Raw genomic sequence first — 17,907 nt, forward strand, 5'->3', positions numbered from 1 at the left:
CAGGGACTTTTCTCGTTCAACCTATGCCGATGGGCGTCTGCTCGCTTTCGGCGGGCGATTCATCTATTTCCAGGTGCTTCCGAACCAACGCCATCAGGTCGTCGGTGGTAAATGGTTTGCGTATGCACCCCGCCACACCCTGCGGAATGCGACTACGCTGGGGCAGTCCGGTCATTACGTAAAGGGGAACGCCACGGCTCTGGGCCTGGGGCAGTATCTCGCCCAACTGCTCCGTCACACTGGCGCCCGGCACATCCACATCCACCAGGATCAGACCGGGCCGCTCGATCTGCAACAGCTCCAGCGCCTGGGCGGGAGCGGCCGCGCAGTAGGCCAGCACATGACGACGCGCCATGGCCGTGTCCACCCACTCCAGAAGGCCAGGATCATTGTCCACCACCAGAATTCGGGCGAGAACGCCCTCGCCCTCCGAATCGCGCACGCGCCGTCCCTTCTCCATACCGCTTTCATCTTCATTGCAGACGGCATGAAGGGCGTCGGCCAGATCCTGGGCGCTGAAGGGCTTGGAAACGAAATAGATATCGCCCCAGAGATCGCCCGCCTCTCGCAGGCGTTCTCCCGACGCGCCGGTGAAGGCGATCACGGGCAGGGTGTCGGAGGTGAGGTTCTGTCGCAGCAGCGTCAACGTGCTCAGCCCCGCGATATCGTTCACCGTGTCGTTCAGCAGAATCAGCGCGGGCTGCTTTCGCTCGAGTTCGCGCAGGCATTGATAGCCGTTTGTGGCCCGCCGGAATTCGATGCCGATGGGCTCGAGCACATAGGCCAGCGCGCGGGGAAAGGCTTCTCCTTCGTCCACCACCAGGACGTCAAGCCCGGCGAGATGGTCCAGCGAGTCCCGTTTCCACTCAGGGTCGAAGACCGCTGCCGGAAGGACCACCGTGAAGGTGCACCCCTTGCCCTCCTCGCTCTCCACCGCAATGGTTCCCCCGTGGGCCTCAACGATGCTCTTGGCGATCGACAGGCCGATACCGGTGCCTTCGTAGCGTCGGGTCTTGGAGCTGTCCACCTGGAAGAATTTGTCGAAGACCTTCTGCTGATGTTCTCGGCGGATGCCGATACCGGTATCTGTAACCGTCATCTTGAAGGTACGCCCTTCGAGGCACGCCGCGCGAACCGAAATGCTGCCGCCTTCTGGTGTGAACTTGAGGGCGTTGTTGAAGAGAATTCCCAGCACCTGATCCATTTTCGTCCGGTCACACCAGATGGGCGGGAGGCCTTCCGGCACATCGGACGTCAGCTCGATGTCCCGGGCCAGGGCTCCCGGATGGAAAGAGGAAACCGCCTCCTGAATCAGGGCCGAAGGCGTACAGAGCCGACGCGAAATCTGGACGCCGCGAATCTCCATCCGGCTGAACTCTATAATCTCGTTCAGGTGCCCCACCAGACGACGAACGTTTCTATCCATGACGCGCACGGCGGCGATCTGCGGCCCGGCCATTTCGCCCAGGCTGCCCGACTCCAGCATTTCCACATAGCCCTGGATCGTGCTCAAGGGCGTACGAAGTTCATGGCTCACATTGGAGAGAAAGCTGTCTTTGGCCCGATCATGCATGAGAAGCTCTTCATTCAACTCTTCCAGCTTCTGGGCGCGCTGTTCGAGCTGGAGCTGCATCTGCTTCAACTCGCTCACTCCGGTAACCACCAGGGAGTAGACGGGCTCCATGGCGCTGCCCTGGGCGAGATAGGTCACCGCGAGCATGGCGGGAACGACGGCGCCGCTGGTGTCCACAAAGTTGAGTTCGAGACGGGCCTCTTCGTCGGGCAGCGACTCTCGCTTCACGAGCAGATTCAGCAAGCGTACCCTGCCCGCCGCATCCACAAATTCCAGGACGTCCCTTCCGAGTATATGGTCCTTATCGGTCTTGAGAAGGTCGCAGACGCGCCGATTTACGAACTGGATACGGTTGCTGGTGTCGATCGTCAGGAAGCCTTCATTCATGGAGAGCAGCAGGGTGCGAAATCGTTCTTCCGATTCCTGGAGCTTCTGGGTCTGTTCTTCCACGAGCGTCTGGAGGCCCTGGGCATAGCGTTCAACCCGCTTGGCCAGTCGCTTCTGCTCTGTGATTTCGCGCACGGTCGCAAGATTCGCGTAGTGGCGCCCGAATCGATTCAGCACGGGGGTGCCGCTGAACCAGAAGTATCGCTCTTCGTCGCCCACGTTCCAGGTAACTTCGTATTCCGACGCGACCCGGTTTTTCCGCTGCTCGATGTGTTCGGAGATGCCTTGAATCTGGAAGCGCTCCGCCAGGGCGAGGGTGTCCTGGCCCAGCACCTCCCCCTCGTCAATGTGAAACATCTCCAGGAAACGCTTGTTCACCATCAACACCGGGCCGTCCACACGACTCAGGATAAAGCCCTCGTGCATATGGTTCGCCAGGTACATGAATCGCTCGGCCATCCCTTCGACGTCTTCCCCGGTCCGGGCCACCATATACAAGACCACAATCAGGCCGAGCATGAGACTGCCGATTCCGATGACCCGCGAATACAGGGCGATCTGCTGGCTCATGACCGTCGCATCGTTGGAGGGGTCGGCGAAGCCGGTAACGCTCAATCCCGCGCCCAGGAGCAGCATGACCACGCCGAGGAGCAGGAAGAGGCGCTCCACGAGACTGATCTGGAAGCGGGCCAGCAGGTTGCCACAGGAAATGAGGGGAATCGCCACGGAAAGCAGTGCGACCACGCTTCGCAGGGCCACACTGTCCAGTTGCAAGGAGAATAGAATCCCACCGAGTCCCATGAGGATGGGAATCAAGTAGAGAATCAATCTTTTTCTTGGATAGCGACTTTTCATAGGGGTCGGACCACACACGGCTCTAACTGGAGCCAGTATACCAGATATTGTGTGTGCAATACCCAATCAACCACTACCCATTCTCTCCCGGGCAATGGCCTCGCTGGCGAGCACGTCACAGCGCTCGTTGTAGTGAACCCCGGCGTGCCCTTTGACCCAACGCCACTGGATATCATGCTGGCTCGCAGCGGCGTCGAGGGCCTTCCAAAGATCCACATTCTTTATTTCGCCGCCCTTTCGCGTCCAGTTCTTCCGCTTCCAGCCCGGCAGCCATTCCGTGATGCCTTTCTTGAGGTATTCCGAGTCGGTGTGGATCGCCACCTTGCAGGGCCGCTTCAGGGCATTCAGACTCGAGATGGCCGCGGTCATCTCCATGCGGTTGTTCGTCGTATCGGGGTGGCTGCCGGACAATTCCCTGATTTTTCCCTTGTAAATGAGGATGGCGCCCCATCCACCGATGCCGGGATTGGGCACGCAGCCGCCATCGGTATAGATGACGACCCGATCTTCGGATTCAGACACGATTAGCGCTCCTTACGCGTTCTTATTGTTGTGCCGCAGGCTATTTCGACACCAGAAGAATACACCATAGAGGCCCGCGCCGATCAGCCCCATGGATACGAGCAGGTTCCAGGTCAGCGCTTCGCCCAGCACCGCCGACGCAAGCAGGGCGGCCACCGGCGGTTTAAGCAGGATAATACTGGCGGCGCGGGTGGCGTCCACGTGGGCAAGCCCCTTGAAGTACAGCCAATAGGCCAGACCCGTGCCGCCGACGGAAAGGTAGAGAATGGACCCGGCATGGCGCTGGAGTACGGCCCAGTCGATGCCCTCGCTTTCCAGGAGGGCGAAGGGCGTCATGAACAGGACGCCAAAGGCAAAGCATAGTACCGTCACGGGAAGGCCCGTGAAAGCGCCCGCCGACTTCTTGACCAGCACGGTCCAAAGGGAGAAGGTACCCGCGGCACATAGCGCCAGGAGCAGTCCAGCGAGGGAAAAGGCGGGCGAGGGCTTTCCCAGGGAGAGCACCGCTATTCCCGCGAGACCGAAGCACAAGCCCGCCACCCGGGCAAAATCCATGGGTTCCCGCAACAGGAGACGCGACAGGGCCAGCACGAAAAGGGGCGAGGCGCCATAGACCGTGGCCACGACGGCCGCGCCGGTCAATTGCAGACTGTATTGCAAGGCAATATTGGAGACGACCACGCCGGGCACGGATACCCAAAGGCAGAACCAGAGAATGCGGCGGTCGATGCGGAGTCCCCGTCGCTTCAAGTCGTGGGAAAGGAGCGTAGAGAGAAAAACACCGCCGACAAAGAACCGTATCCAGGCCAACTGGATCGGTGGCACCTCGGTCAGGATGGTCCGGGTCACTACTTCGACCGTGCTCCAGAGACCAATGGCGGTCAAGAGACAAAAATAGCCAAGCCGTTCTTGCTTTCGTGGAATCATGGGCTGGGTGGGGCTCGGTTGGTGGGGAAATGAGGCGATGGTCATTTTAGCGTTGCGGAATATGCGGACGCAAACAACGCAGAAATACCCGCCCGACTGGCGTGGAAAAGAGGGATCAGGATGTCTTGCTCGCGATTAGCTTCTCGATGAACTGCGCCGCCCGATCCTTACGATGCTTCCGGGCGAGATCCAGGGGCGTCATGCCGGCGTCATTCTTGTCGGCCAGGGAGTCCCCCGCTTCAAAGAGTATCTTCAGGACACCACCCTGGCCGTGGATCGCGGCGGTATGGCTCGGCAGATCTCCGAAATGATCGCGCTTGTTCATGTCCGCACCGTGGGCCAGGAGCCAGCGGGCGCCGTCCTGCCAGCCGAGGAGTGCGGCCGCGTGGAGTGCTGTCATGCCGGTGAAATCCGCCGCGTTCACGTCGGCACCCGCTTCCAGCAGGGCCTCCATAGCGTCGATCTGGCGATAGCTCACGGCATACTGAAGCGGCTGCTTACCCAGTTCATTTTCGTCGGCCGCCAGACCGGGGTCGGCCTCCAGCATGGCCCGGGCCTCTTCCAGGTCGCCCCGTCCGATGACATCATGAAGCGATGGCGTACAACCCGCGAGAAAAACCGCGCAGAGGGCGCACACCGCGCGTGCGTCGCGGGCGAAGCGAAGTATGAGGCGGCAATTCATGGAGCGTTACTGCGCCCCGGCGGGTGCGGGAAGCCACTCGCCCCCGCCTTCGATGTTCTCCGGCGTAAAGAAACGAGAGGGCAGCACGATGGTCTTGGGGACGCTCTCGCCCGCGAGGAGTTTCAGGGCCGTTTCGATGGCCTGTCCCCCGCCGGTGGGATATTCGAAACAGACGTCGAGGATGCCCTCGCGGACATACTGCAAGCCTTCATGGGGCAACCCATCAATCCCCACAAATCGCATTTCATTTTCCCGGCCCGCAGCCTTCGCCGCCAGCCATGCGCCGTGGGCGGCCGGATCGTTGTGGGCGTAGACGAGATCGATCTTGTCGAAGCGCGCCAGCGCGGATTCCATCTCCTTTCGAGCTTCGGGCTCCAGCCATTGCATGTCGGCCTCAAAAACGACTTCGAGCGGGCTGCCCTCGATGCCCTTGCGGAATCCGCTGTTCCGATCCTGGCCGGGCGTGCTGGTCATCAGACCTTTCAGTTCCACGACCTTTCCGCCTGCTTTCAGGGCCTCCGCAACCCAGCGGCCCGCCGCCTCGCCGATGATCTTGTTGTCCGCGCCGATAAACTGTGTGTAGCTGTCGCCCTGAACGGCGCGATCCAGGATAATCACGGGAATCCCCGCGTCAAAGGCTTTCTTCAGCGGCTCGGTGAGGGGACCGGCTTCTTTGGGGCTGCAAATCAACACGTCCACGCCCTGATTCACAAACTCTTCGATGTGGGCGCGCTGCACGAGGGTATCGTTCTGGGCGTCCTTGAACTGGACATCGAGTTCCGGGTGCATGGCCGCGGCCGCCGCAATATCGCTGTTCATCTGCACGCGCCAGGGCTCGGCAAGATTGCACTGGCTCATGCCGATGACTTTGGCGGTCTGTTCCGATGCGGGCTGGGCCACTTGCGGCCCCCCATCGGGCGCGCCGCTTCCGCCGCAGCCCGACACCATCACCGCCGCCAGCAGCAGCCACGCCACGGAATGCTGAATCGATTTGCCCATGTGCATTTCTCTCTCCCGATACCCCGCTCAGGGGCTTCTCCGCCGCTGCAGAAGCACGGCCGCCACAATGATGGCGCCGGTCAGCATGAGCCGACTGGCTTCGCCCACGGCGTTCAAACTCAGAATCTTCTCAAGATACCCTATTGTGAGCGCTCCCAGCAATGTCAGGAGCACGCTGCCGCGCCCGCCCATTAGATTGGTGCCGCCGATAACCACGATCGCAATGGCGCTGAGCTCGTAGGCCGATCCCGCTTCGGGATCGCCCTGAGTTTCCTGAGCCGCCTGGCATATGCCGGCGATAGCCGCGAACACGCCACTCGCCCCGTAGGCCAGAAGCTTCACCCGTGTGACCGATATGCCTGAAAGATGGGCGGCGGTTTCATTGCCACCCACGGCGTAGAGCTGGCGACCGGCGCGGGTGCGGGCCAATACAAACCAGGCCAGGGCAACACAGACTAGGAAGATGATGGTCACAACGGCCAGGTTTCCACCCAACACCCGGGTGTCAATAGCTGAAAAAACGGCGGGAAGTTCCCGGTTTTCGAAGCCGCCGCCGGGCAGCTCGACGTAGGTGGAGATCTTTTTCCCGCCGGAAATATGCTTGGCGAGCCCCCGCGCGAACACCATCATGGCCAGGGTGACAATGAAGGGCTGAAGGGTATAGCGCGCGATCAGCGTCCCCGAGAGCAGTCCACAGCCGGCGCCTGCGGCAAGACACAGGGGCGTGGCCAGCCAGGCGCTCCATCCCCAGTGGATGGTGAGTATGGAAAACAGCACGGCGACGAGCCCGAGGACGCTGCCCACCGAGAGATCGATTCCGGCGGCGATGATAACGAGGGTCATACCGCAGGCCAGAATCCCGTAGACCGAAACCTGGCGCAGCATGTCGCGATGGGTGTGCCAGGCATAGAAAGCGCCGTCCGCGTGGAAGAGGGCCCCAATCATAATCACGGCGGCCAGTGCCAGCACCGCGCGGGAAACGGGGCTTCCCAGCAGCCCCGCCAACGGGGAAGTGGACCGGGCCTTCATGGCAGTTCCTCTACGAAAATCTCGTCGCCAATGGGCTCCTTATGAACCGCAATGGCAGCGGGCGGGCCAATGGTCCAATGCTCTATCACCACGAGGGGCGCACCCACGTTCACGCCCGATTGCGCCCCTTCCAGGGCGGATTCATAGATGTGCGTGTCGTCATCCAGCAGGGCCATCATCCCCATGCGATTCTCGCTTTCGGGCTCTTCCAGTGCACTCTGAATTTCGAGTCGCCGGGTCCACACGCCAAACTCCGTGTTCATCGTCAGCTCGCTCGCAGGCGAGGCCAATACAGCCCGCGAGCGCCTGGTTTTTGCGCGCAGGGGCAGCACATAGGAATCCTCGGGGTATTTCAGGATCTTATCGACGCCCTCGAATCGGCCCCGGACCAGCTTCATGGGGCCCCCGTCGACCGGAGCCAGCAGCGCGCCGCTCCAGGCGATTCTGGCCGTATTGCGAATGCGCACGTCCCGCTCTTCCTTCAACGAACTGAGCACCGTTACCTTGTAGGTCAGTGCGGCCGTGTCCCTCGCCAGTTGAACCTCTTTCTTTACCCGCCAGTGCGACTCCGGCTGCTCGGGGCCGAGCAGGAGAACGTAGTCGTCTTCGCGCTCGATAAGTTCGGCGGGACCGCGGCGCAGTACGACATCTTCAGGCCGGGTGGGCAGCACGTCGGTCACGAGCCCGCCCGGTTCGATCCAGCCGCGCCCGTCCAGCTCGGCGGGCGTCAAGTGCACCGGCTCCAGGAAGTTGCGCCCCCCGGGCACCCCCACGAAGCGAACGGAAAAAGTGCGACTGTCGAGCTCGATGCGGATTTTCCCGTTGTCTAGGGCAACGGGTCCGCTGGCGGCGGAGACCAGCGCGCTGATGAGCACGATGCAGTTGAATGTCAAGTTCATGGATCCGAATCGATTCCCCGGCAAGGCCCCCGATACCAGGAGCGCTCCGCCGGACATTTTAATCGTTGGGACCGCGCCGGGCAAGGAAAAAGGGGATTGAAATGGACGTTGGGGGATGCTAGCATGACCGGTGCGTGCGTTTGACACGTCGCGCGCGCCCTCGCCGGGCTGGACCACAAGGCAAATCCAGAGGACAGGCCCGCGGCGGCTGCCAGGCAGCTTTCCATTTTTCCCGGCAAGAAATCCAACAGGAGGAGCCACTCTAATGTCTATTTTCGAAGACAACAGCCGAAGTATCGGCAACACCCCGCTGGTGAAGCTGCACAAGCTCGCCAAAGGCCTCAAGACCGAGAATGTGTACGCCAAGATCGAGGGCCGCAACCCCGCCTACTCCGTGAAGTGCCGTATCGGCGCCGCCATGATCTGGGACGCCGAGGAACGGGGAATCCTCCAGCCCGGCGGCACGATTGTGGAGCCCACCTCCGGCAATACGGGAATCGCCCTGGCCTTCGTGGCCGCGGCGCGCGGGTACAAGCTCATCCTGACCATGCCGGAAACCATGAGTCTGGAACGGCGCAGCATGCTGAAGGCCTTCGGCGCCGATCTCGTGCTCACGCCCGGCGACAAAGGCATGCCCGGCGCCATCGCGGAAGCGGAGAAGATCGCGGCGGAAAACCCCGATTATTTCCTGCCTCAACAGTTCAAGAATCCGGCCAATCCGGCCATCCACCGCAAGACCACCGGCCCGGAAATCTGGAACGACACCAATGGCCAGATCGATGTGTTCGTGGCGGGCGTGGGCACGGGCGGCACCATCACCGGCGTGTCCCAGTACATCAAGAAAGACCAGGGCAAGGCCATCGAGACTGTGGCCGTGGAGCCGGAGAACAGCCCCGTGCTGAGCGGTGGCTCCCCCGGCAAACACAAGGTGCAGGGCATCGGCGCGGGCTTCAAGCCGGATATCCTGGACATGAGCCTGGTGGACAAGGTCGAGAAGATTTCGGACGACGAGGCCTTCGCCACCGCGCGGCGTCTGGCCCGTGAAGAGGGCATCATCTGCGGCATCAGTTGCGGCGCCGCCGCCGCCGTCGCCCTGCGCCTCGCCAGCCAGGACGCCTATGCGGGCAAGTCTATCGTTGTGGTGCTGCCCGACTCGGGTGAGCGCTATCTCTCCACGCCCCTCTTTCAGGAGAGCTGATTCAGACCGGAAGGATTCCGCCGGACGCGATCACCTTTGCGTCCGGCTTTTTCATGTCCGGCCGGGCGCGGGAGATATGTTATACTCGCGGCCCAATGTATTGGCCACAACACCGTCTTCGGAGGAACCGGAAACCATGTCTGACTCACTCTCCCTCGATACCCTGGCGCTGCATGCGGGGCAGGAGGTGGACCCCACCACCGGGTCGCGCGCCGTGCCCATCTATCAGACGACGTCCTATGTGTTTCACGATCACGAACATGCGGCCAATCTTTTCGCACTGAATGAATTCGGCAACATCTATTCCCGGATCATGAACCCCACCGTGGACGTTTTCGAGAAGCGCGTCGCCGCGCTGGAAGGCGGCGTCCTGGGTCTGGGCTTTGCCTCGGGTTCGGCCGCGATCACGGCGGCCTGCCTGAATATCTGCCGCAACGGGCAAAATTTCGTCTCGTCGAAGACGCTCTACGGGGGCACCTACAACCTCTTCGCCCATACCTTCCACGACTTCGGGATCGAGGCGCGCTTCGTCGATGCGAGCAACCCGGCCAACGTGGCGGCGGCCATCGACGCCAACACGCGTTTTGTATTTGTGGAGAGCATCGGCAACCCCGCCAACGACGTGCTGGACTTCGAAGCCGTGGCGAAGGTGGCCCACGATCACGGGATTCCTCTGATCGTCGACAACACGGTCACCTCTCCCCTGCTCTTCCGCCCGATCGAACACGGCGCGGATATCGTGGTCCATTCCGCAACCAAGATGATCGGCGGGCACGGCACCTCGATCGGCGGTGTAATTGTCGACAGTTGCAGGTTTGACTGGAACAACGGCAAATTCCCCGAACTGACCGAGCCGAACCCCAGCTACCACGGCATGAAGTTTTACGAGCACTTCAGCGGTATCGGCAACATCAGCTATATCCTCAAAGCGCGGGTGACCCTCCTGCGCGACATGGGCGCCTGCCTCTCCCCCTTCAATGCGTTTCTCCTGCTTCAGGGACTGGAGACCATTCACCTCCGCGCCCCGCGCCACTGCGAGAACGCCCTCAAGGTGGCCCGCTTCCTGGAAGGACACGAGGCCGTCTCCTGGGTGAATTACCCCGGATTGGAAAGCCACAAGGACCACGCCCGTGCGATGCGCTATCTGCCGAAGGGCCAGGGCGCGATTCTGGGCTTCGGCATCAAGGGAGGACGGGAGGCCGCCATTACGTTTATCAATAGCTGCAAACTGGCCTCCCATCTGGCCAATGTGCTGGATGCGAAAACCCTCGTGATCCATCCCGCCACGACGACCCACCAGCAATTGAGCGAGGCCGAGCAGGCCGCCGCCGGGGTCACGCCGGACTACATTCGCGTGTCGGTGGGAATTGAAGGGGTGGACGATATCATTGCGGACTTTGCCCAGGCGCTGGCCGCGTCGCGGCATTGAGAAAGGGAACCGCGTTCATACGCGGTCAGAAGGTACTCCATGGTTGAAGAGGATTCGGTCGGCATTGTAGAGGTGCGCCACTTTACCTTTGCGGAGCCGCCCCACCCGTTGAAACTGGCCAGCGGAGCCACCCTCGGCCCCATCACGCTGGCCTATGAGACCTACGGCACGCTGGACGAGAACCAGAGCAACGCGGTGCTGTTGACCCATGCCTTGTCGGGCGACGCCCACGCGGCCGGTCGCCATTCGGAATCCGACGCCAAGCCGGGCTGGTGGGACTCCATGGTGGGGCCGGGAAAAGCCTTCGATACGAACAAGTACTTTGTCGTCTGCTCCAACGTGCTCGGCGGCTGCATGGGATCCACGGGCCCCTCCTCGATCAACCCGGCGACGGGCAAGCCGTACGGCCTGGATTTCCCCGTAATCACCATCGGCGACATGGTCGTCGCGCAATACCATCTCGTGCAACATCTGGGAATCTCAAAGCTCCTGGCCGTGGCCGGCGGTTCCATGGGCGGAATGCAGGCCCTGGAGTGGGCCACGCGTTATCCCGATGCCGTGGAGTCGGTGATGATCATCGCGTCGACCCATCTCAGCGGCGCCCAGCAGATCGCCTTCGACGCCGTGGGCCGCCACGCGATTCAAGCGGACCGCTCCTTTAACGGCGGAGACTACTACGGCACCGAGGGACCGGCCCAGGGCCTGGCCATCGCGCGGATGCTCGCCCACATCACCTATCTCTCCGAAGAATCGATGCGGATGAAATTCGGCCGGAGCCTCCGCAGCGCCGAGGCGCTCCAATATGACTTCGACAGTGAATTCGCCGTGGAGACCTACCTGGACTATCAGGGCGAGCAATTTGTAAACCGCTTCGACGCCAACACCTATCTTTACGTCACCAAGGCGCTGGACTATTTCGACATTGCGGCAACTTATGGCTCCCTCGATGAAGCGATGAAACGTGTCCTCGGCAAGGTACTCGTCATTTCTTTCTCGTCGGACTGGCTCTACCCGCCCTACTTCTCCCAGGAGATTGTCTATACACTGGCCCGGCAGAAGAAGAATGTGAGCTACTGCAACATTCAGTCCGACTACGGGCACGACGCCTTTCTGCTGGAAGTCGGCGTGATCTCGAAAATTGTCCGGGGCTTCCTCGATCACACAAAGAACCCGGAACTGGTGCGCACGCAACACCTGAGCGCGGACTCCGAGACCGAGTCCGCGCCCCCGACGGCGGCGATGGAAAACATCTACGAAGGCCACCGCGTCGACTACGAAATGATCGTGAACCTGGTGGAAAGCGGCAGCCGCGTGCTGGATATCGGCTGTGGCGATGGCGAACTGCTCTGCAAGCTCATTGCGAAAAAAAACGTGCAGGCCGTGGGCCTCGAAGTGGCCCAGGGCAGCGTCGTGAGTTGTATTCGCCGGGGCATCTCCGTGATTCAGGCGGACATCGACAAGGGCCTGAGCGCCCTGCCCGATCAGAGCTTCGATTACATCATCTTGAGCATGACCTTGCAGGTCATTCGCAAGCCGGACCTGGCCCTCAAGGAAATGTTGCGGGTCGGCAAGAAGTGTATCGTGAGCTTTCCCAACTTTGGACACTGGCGCGTGCGTTGGATGACCTTCTTCGAGGGACGCGCTCCGGTGACCCGCAACCTGCCCTATGCGTGGTACCAGACGCCAAACCGGCACGTGCTGGCAATCGATGATTTCCGCCAGCTCTGCAGCGACCTGAACGCCCAGATCGAACGGGAGATCCCCCTTTATAGCGAGGGCGTCGCCCGCTTCTGGCCCAACCTCTTCGCCGAGGAAGCGCTGTACGTGATTACGTCGCCGTAAGGGATGGGCAGCCGCCGGGGGGATTTATGGGTCGTATGGGTCTTATGGGTCGTATGGGTCTTATGGGTCGTATGGGTCGTATGGGTCTTATGGGTCTTATGGGTCGTATAGGAACCCTGACCCGTTGAGCTTTACTACGATACTATCAACTATCAACTATCAACTATCAACTATCAACTATCAACTATCAACTGTCAACTGTCAACTGTCAACTGTCAACTGTCAACTGTCACTTACGCATTCTTCCGATGCTCCAGATCTTCCCATCGGGCGAATAGCTCCTCCACCCGGGTCTGGGCGGCCTGTAGCTCTGCGAGTGCCTGTTCTACAATTTCCCGTCCCTTCTCATACAGTGTAGGGTCCTGCACGACCAATTCGAGTTCGCGAACCCGGTCCTCCGCTTCCGCGATGGTCATCTCCATGGCGTCCAGTTCGCGCTTCTCATTGTAGGTGAGCTTGGCGCCTGCTTTCTTGGACTCGACCGGCGCCGGCGGGGCAACCTTGCGCGCTTCCGCTTTTTGTTCCTCGGCACGATGGCTGCAATACAGGAGGTAGTCGTCGTAGTTCCCTGGAAGCAGCACGAGCTTCCCTTCGGGCTCAAAGACCAGAATGTGGGTGCACACCCGATTGAGAAAATAACGATCATGGCTCACGATCATCGCGCAGCCGTCAAAATTCTCAATCGTTTCTTCCAGCACGCGAAGGGTGTACAGATCCAGATCGTTGGTGGGCTCGTCGAGCATGAGAAAATTGCCGCCGCGCAGCAGTTTCTTGACCATGTCAAGGCGGTTGAACTCGCCGCCCGAAAGCTGGCCTATGGGCATTTCCATGGCATTGCTGTCGAAAAGGAAATTGCCCAGATAGGACGGGATGTGCAGGCGCCGTTTCCCCACATCCATGTGGCGCGCGCCATCCGCCACGTGATCAATGATGCTCCGTGTGCGATCCACATCCTCATGGTTCTGATCCACGTAGAGAAATCGGGTATTCTCTCCGATGATCACCTTGCCTTTGCGCGGGCGCCCCTCGCCCATGAGCACCTTGAGGAGTGTGGTCTTGCCGGCGCCGTTGGGGCCGATGATACCCACTCGCATTTCGGGTTGCATGATCATGGTGAAATTCTTGATTAGATCGCGATCACCCAACGCGAAGGTGATGTCGCGCGCCTCCAGAATCGTCTTTCCGAGGCGGGTAGGCTCGGGAATCTCGAAGACGAATTCGCGATGCTTGAGCGGGGGCCCCTGTTCCTGCACATCGAGAAAACGATCAATGCGCGCCTTCTGTTTGGTGCTCCGGGCTTTGGCGCCCCGCCTATACCAAGCCAGTTCCCGCCGGATCAGGGCCAGACGGTTGTTCTCGGCCTGGGCCTCGCTCACCTCCACCTGGAGTTTGTAATCCAGGAATCGGGCGTAGCTTCCGGGAAAAGAATAGATCTTGTTGAATTCAATCTCCACGATCCGGTTCACGATTCGGTCCAGGAAGAATCGGTCGTGGGTCACGAGCACGCAACTGCCCTGGTACTGCTCCAGAAAGCGCTCGATCCATTCCACGCTGCGCGTGTCGATATGGTTTGTGGGTTCGTCTAGAATCAGCACATCGGGATGCTGCAAGAGTTTGTGAGCGAGGTCGACTCGCCGGAGCTCGCCGCCCGAAAGTGACCCGAGATTTCGCTCCGCGGCCACCAGCCCCAGCGCCATGGAGATCCGGCGAATCTCCTGTTCCAGATTCCAGCCGTTTTCGAGATCAATCGTGTGCTGGAGATCGTGAATCGTATGGGACAAATCGCCATAGCGCGGATCCGCATCGGAGAGGCCGCCCATCTCTTCCAGCAGCCTGTGGTATTCGTCCACACGGGCCTGGGCGGGCGCCACAGCCAACTTCAGGGCCTCTTCCACGCTGAGGGATTCGTCGAGTGGGCACTGCTGCTGCAGGAGGGCAACCGATATACCCTGCCGCTGGATTACTTCGCCACGCTCCGGCACCATCAGCCCGGCCATGATCTTCAGGAGCGTGGACTTTCCGCATCCGTTCCGGCCGATTAGACCGATGCGATCGCCTTCGTGCACAGTCATGGAGATGTTGTCCAGCACGGGCTGGGAGCCATAGCTGTGACAAATCTCGTGGGCGGTGAGAACGGCTTTCGGGGGCACTACGTGGGACATGGAACGGCACTTTCACGGATGGGTGGGAGCTTAACGGGATAAAATACCCTACCACGCGCCCTTTATGCAATGGCGCGACGCGTCCCGCGCGTGAACTCAAGTTTGGGCAGCCATCTCCATCCAGGTCGGCAAACGGGTCAGAAGGGCCTCGGGCACCTCGTGGCCGCCCGAAAAATAAAGCGTCTCGGGGACGTACCCGAGCTTGGCCAGGATACACTCGGCCGCGTTCCCCTTGGCGATGGGAACGATCACGTCGTCCGTTCCGTGAACCAGCATCGTCGGGACAGGCCCCCGCGCCGCCAGGACGGCCTCCACATCGGCCGGGAAATCACCGCCGCAGGCAACCACCCCCGCCACGGGACAGGCGCCGAATGCCGCATATCGCCAGGCCATTGAAACCCCCTGGCTGAAACCAAGGACAACCGGAACGAAAGGAAAACCCAACGCTTCTTCAATTTCACGAAAAATGGAATCAAGTGCGGTCACCGCCGTCGCCACGCCGCGGTCGCGATCAAAGGACGTGAGCCAGCCGAATCCCACCTTGCGCGTGGTCTGGTCGAGATAGAACTGATGGGGGGCCTGAGGCGCGACCACCAGAATATTGTGATGCTTCAAACTCGCGAATTTGCGCACAAACGACGCGCTGCTCTGCCCCCATCCATGGAGCACCACGAGACTCCGGGTATCCTGGTTTAATCCGGTCTCCGGGTACTGAATCGCATAATAGGCCGCCGTCCGCACCGAAACGACGTGAAGCCCTTCCGCACCCGTACCGGCGCCGCCCACCTGACCTTTGATCATGACGCTCTCCGATCGCTTCAATAGAAAGAGCCGCCTGCACAACGTACAGGCGGCTCGAAATTTATCCCAGGATTCTTACTCGCCCTTGGCGGGGCGGTGATTCTTGCGCCACTTCCAGGCGGGATCGCGCATTTCGCCGGGGTAGACGGCGTCATTGATGAGCGCCGTTTCCGCGCTTACCTTGACGTCCGCATCCTGCACTTCGCCCACGCGCTCTTTCTGGTAGTCCGTCAATTCCGGCTCGCCTTCCACCACGCTGCATGTAAGGAAGATAAGCAGTTCATTCACCGTCTCGCTCCGCTGATTGGAGCGGAACAGCAGATTCACCACGGGCACGTCGCCAAGCACCGGGACTTTGCGAATCGTGACGGTGTCGTTGTTCTTGCGCAGGCCGCCCACGTAGATCGTCTGACCGCTCGCGAGATGGGGCGTGGTGTTGATCTGGCGAAGGTCTTCCACGGGCACGCCATTCACCACCTGCGATGACGTACTTTCCTTGGCGTCGATCATCGCAATGATGTGGTCGTCGTGGGTGACCTTCGGGGTCACTTCGAGGGTTGTACCGATGGGCTTGAACTCGGTGCTGGTCTGCTGTCCGCCTTCGCCCGTCTGGGTCAATTCGGTGTAGGGTATCTCCGAGGCAATGGTGATGGTGGCAGGTTGATTCTCCACCGTGATCAGTCTCGGATTCGAAAGGAGGGTCGAGTTGTTGTTTCGTACTTCGGCCTGAATTACGCCGCGCCAGTCGATGGCATCGGTCAGGATGCCAAAGTTCAGAAGCCCGGCCGCGTCGCCGATGCTCAGATCGGTGTCGAGGCTCAGTTCCTGAAGATCCCCGGTAAAGATTCCCGTATCGCCGGCCGCATCCCGACGGCTCTGGTTTTTCACCGCGCCCATCAACCAGTCCACACCGGTGTCGGCGGCGTCGGTCAGAGTCACGTCCACAATCATGGCGTCGATGGCGACCTGCTTGACCGGCATATCAAGCTGCTTGATCAAATCGGTCATCTGTTCCACGACAATCGGGATGTCGGTCACGATCAGCATGCGGGCGCGTTCATCCACGGAGACCTTGCCAACTTCCGGCGTCATCATGCCTTCGAGAGCCGCCATCATCTCTGCGGGCTCCGCATAGTTGAGCTTGATCGGCATGGTGACCGTGGGCAGGGTCGCCTGCTCCACGTCCAGGCGCTTGGCCATCACGACCAGGGGTTCGATCTGATCGATGGGGCCCGCGATGATCACCGTGTTGGCGGTTTCGTTGGAAGAAATGCTGATAAGACTTTCATACTCGGAACCCGTGATGACATTCTTGAGGGTCGCCACGATTTCCTCGGCCTTGGACTCGACGATATCGACCACCCTTGTCTCGCGTTTGGAGGCAATGGCATCGAGATATGGCTTGATGTGATAGATACCTTCCTCTTCAACAATGCCCAGGCCGTTGATACGCAGCGCCGTTTCCATCGCCTGCATGAGCGGAACGTTCTTGAGATTGAGGGTCACCGTTCCCACGAGGTCGGTGCCGGCAATTACGTTGATCCCGGCCATATCCGCAAGGATCTGCACGGCGTTGATGAGGTCCATGTCGCGGAAATCGATGGTAACCGGCTGGAGAAGGGGGCTCCCCGTCCAGGCTTTCTTTTCCACGGGAGCGGGCGCGTCGCCAGCCGGGGCCGCCGCGGCGGCCGTAATCATCTGCTTGGAAAGTTCCTTGTTCGCATCCGCGCTGTTCACGACTTTCGGCTCGCGCTTCACGGGGGGCTCCACCGGCGCGGGCTCTTCCGCGGGCGGTGTCGATCCTTCGGGTTCGGCTTTGGGAGCTTCCGTCGCGGGCGCCTCCGCCGCCGGGGCCTCCGCCGCCGGAGCTTCCGCCTTCGGCTCGTCTTCCTGCGCTCCAAACACGGCCTCGGTCAGGCCGACCAGCTCAACATTTGCTTCGCTGACCGCCCGGAGCGACGCGGGATTCACGGCGGAGGAACGCGGCGCGCTGTTTGCCGCGCTCCACCAGGATTCCGTCTCGGAGACCGTGCCCGACGAAGCCACTTCGCTGAGCGAGCCTTTGATGGACTCAATGGACTTTCCCTGATAGGAAGCCTGGAGAGGATAGGACTTTTCAATGAAACGGAGGGCAAATGCTTCACCGGGCATGGACGGCGCGCTCAGCGTGACAGTGCAGGCGCCTTGCGCCGTCTCGGTGCGGCTCTCCACACCTTCCGCGACCTCCAGGGAGATCTGTGCCTCGCTCTCGCGGCCCCAACTGGATTCGGAGAAGCGGATGCGCTGGATCAGGGGATGATTCGCCTCGATAATCTGCGCCATCGCCTTGGGAATGTAGGTATCGGTGAGCACGAGCTCGATGACCCCGGGGAGCGAGCCGTCGGCCACGAGCACACCGTTGAGCTTCTCGACGTGGACCAGCACCTCGTTCGGGTTGCTGGCCAGCCGCGACACCTGGTGTATGGCCGCGCTGCGTTGTGTTTGTTCTTGTGCGCGATTCTCCGCGGCGCCGGCTTCCGCGCCCGCGGGCAGGGCCAGCATGATCGAAAGGAGCGTTGACAGGACTGTCGTTACCCCGGCATTCCATCGCTTCGTGGTCATA

Annotated in this window: 13 protein-coding genes; 3 read left to right on the forward strand and 10 right to left on the reverse strand. The window is 60.9% G+C overall.

Annotation, left to right across the window (positions count from 1 at the left end; genetic code table 11):
• Positions 1-16 precede the first annotated feature (16 nt).
• The 7 genes from JNK74_09565 to JNK74_09595 all read right to left on the reverse strand — a co-directional run bounded on the left by JNK74_09565 (position 17) and on the right by JNK74_09595 (position 7,873).
• The gene (locus tag JNK74_09565; protein MBL7646420.1) at positions 17-2,788 is read right to left on the reverse strand and encodes a response regulator; all 2,772 of its coding nucleotides are present in this window, start codon (positions 2,786-2,788) and stop codon (positions 17-19) included.
• Positions 2,789-2,881: 93 nt separating this feature from the next.
• The gene (gene rnhA, locus JNK74_09570) at positions 2,882-3,337 is read right to left on the reverse strand and encodes a ribonuclease HI (GenBank protein ID MBL7646421.1); all 456 of its coding nucleotides are present in this window, start codon (positions 3,335-3,337) and stop codon (positions 2,882-2,884) included.
• A 12-nt stretch (positions 3,338-3,349) separates the two neighbouring features.
• Positions 3,350-4,222 (reverse strand): EamA family transporter, encoded by an 873-nt coding sequence (locus JNK74_09575; protein MBL7646422.1) that lies wholly within the window; start codon positions 4,220-4,222, stop codon positions 3,350-3,352.
• 157 nt (positions 4,223-4,379) lie between these two features.
• Positions 4,380-4,946: an ankyrin repeat domain-containing protein gene (locus JNK74_09580; GenBank protein MBL7646423.1), complete on the reverse strand. Its 567-nt coding sequence runs from the start codon at positions 4,944-4,946 to the stop codon at positions 4,380-4,382.
• Between the two features lie 6 nt (positions 4,947-4,952).
• Positions 4,953-5,894 carry a substrate-binding domain-containing protein gene (locus tag JNK74_09585; protein ID MBL7646424.1) on the reverse strand — a complete coding sequence of 314 codons (942 nt, stop codon included), beginning with the start codon at positions 5,892-5,894 and terminating at the stop codon, positions 4,953-4,955.
• Positions 5,895-5,972: 78 nt separating this feature from the next.
• A complete protein-coding gene (locus JNK74_09590) occupies positions 5,973-6,974 on the reverse strand; it encodes an ABC transporter permease (protein MBL7646425.1) in 1,002 nt (333 codons plus the stop codon).
• The gene (locus JNK74_09595) at positions 6,971-7,873 is read right to left on the reverse strand and encodes a hypothetical protein (protein ID MBL7646426.1); all 903 of its coding nucleotides are present in this window, start codon (positions 7,871-7,873) and stop codon (positions 6,971-6,973) included. The genes JNK74_09590 and JNK74_09595 overlap by 4 nt, the downstream gene beginning before the upstream one ends.
• 265 nt (positions 7,874-8,138) lie before the next feature.
• Here JNK74_09595 and cysK point away from each other — a divergent pair, with 265 nt between their 5' ends.
• The 3 genes from cysK to JNK74_09610 all read left to right on the forward strand — a co-directional run bounded on the left by cysK (position 8,139) and on the right by JNK74_09610 (position 12,342).
• Positions 8,139-9,071 carry a cysteine synthase A gene (cysK, locus tag JNK74_09600; GenBank protein MBL7646427.1) on the forward strand — a complete coding sequence of 311 codons (933 nt, stop codon included), beginning with the start codon at positions 8,139-8,141 and terminating at the stop codon, positions 9,069-9,071.
• 136 nt (positions 9,072-9,207) lie between these two features.
• Positions 9,208-10,500 carry an O-acetylhomoserine aminocarboxypropyltransferase/cysteine synthase gene (locus JNK74_09605; GenBank protein ID MBL7646428.1) on the forward strand — a complete coding sequence of 431 codons (1,293 nt, stop codon included), beginning with the start codon at positions 9,208-9,210 and terminating at the stop codon, positions 10,498-10,500.
• Between the two features lie 39 nt (positions 10,501-10,539).
• Complete coding sequence (locus JNK74_09610) at positions 10,540-12,342, forward strand: homoserine O-acetyltransferase (GenBank protein ID MBL7646429.1); 1,803 nt, start codon at positions 10,540-10,542, stop codon at positions 12,340-12,342.
• Between the two features lie 233 nt (positions 12,343-12,575).
• Here the strand turns inward: JNK74_09610 and JNK74_09615 are convergent, their stop codons facing one another.
• From JNK74_09615 to JNK74_09625, 3 genes are all read right to left on the reverse strand, one after another.
• Positions 12,576-14,504, reverse strand: a complete 1,929-nt coding sequence (locus JNK74_09615; protein MBL7646430.1) for an ABC-F family ATP-binding cassette domain-containing protein — start codon at positions 14,502-14,504, stop codon at positions 12,576-12,578.
• 96 nt (positions 14,505-14,600) lie between these two features.
• Entirely contained in the window at positions 14,601-15,305 is a 705-nt protein-coding gene (locus tag JNK74_09620) for an alpha/beta fold hydrolase (protein ID MBL7646431.1), read from the reverse strand.
• A gap of 75 nt (positions 15,306-15,380) precedes the next feature.
• Positions 15,381-17,906, reverse strand: a complete 2,526-nt coding sequence (locus JNK74_09625; protein ID MBL7646432.1) for a hypothetical protein — start codon at positions 17,904-17,906, stop codon at positions 15,381-15,383.
• Position 17,907: the final 1 nt, after the last annotated feature.

This window comes from Candidatus Hydrogenedentota bacterium (assembly GCA_016791475.1).
In the GTDB taxonomy this organism is placed as follows: domain Bacteria; phylum Hydrogenedentota; class Hydrogenedentia; order Hydrogenedentales; family JAEUWI01; genus JAEUWI01.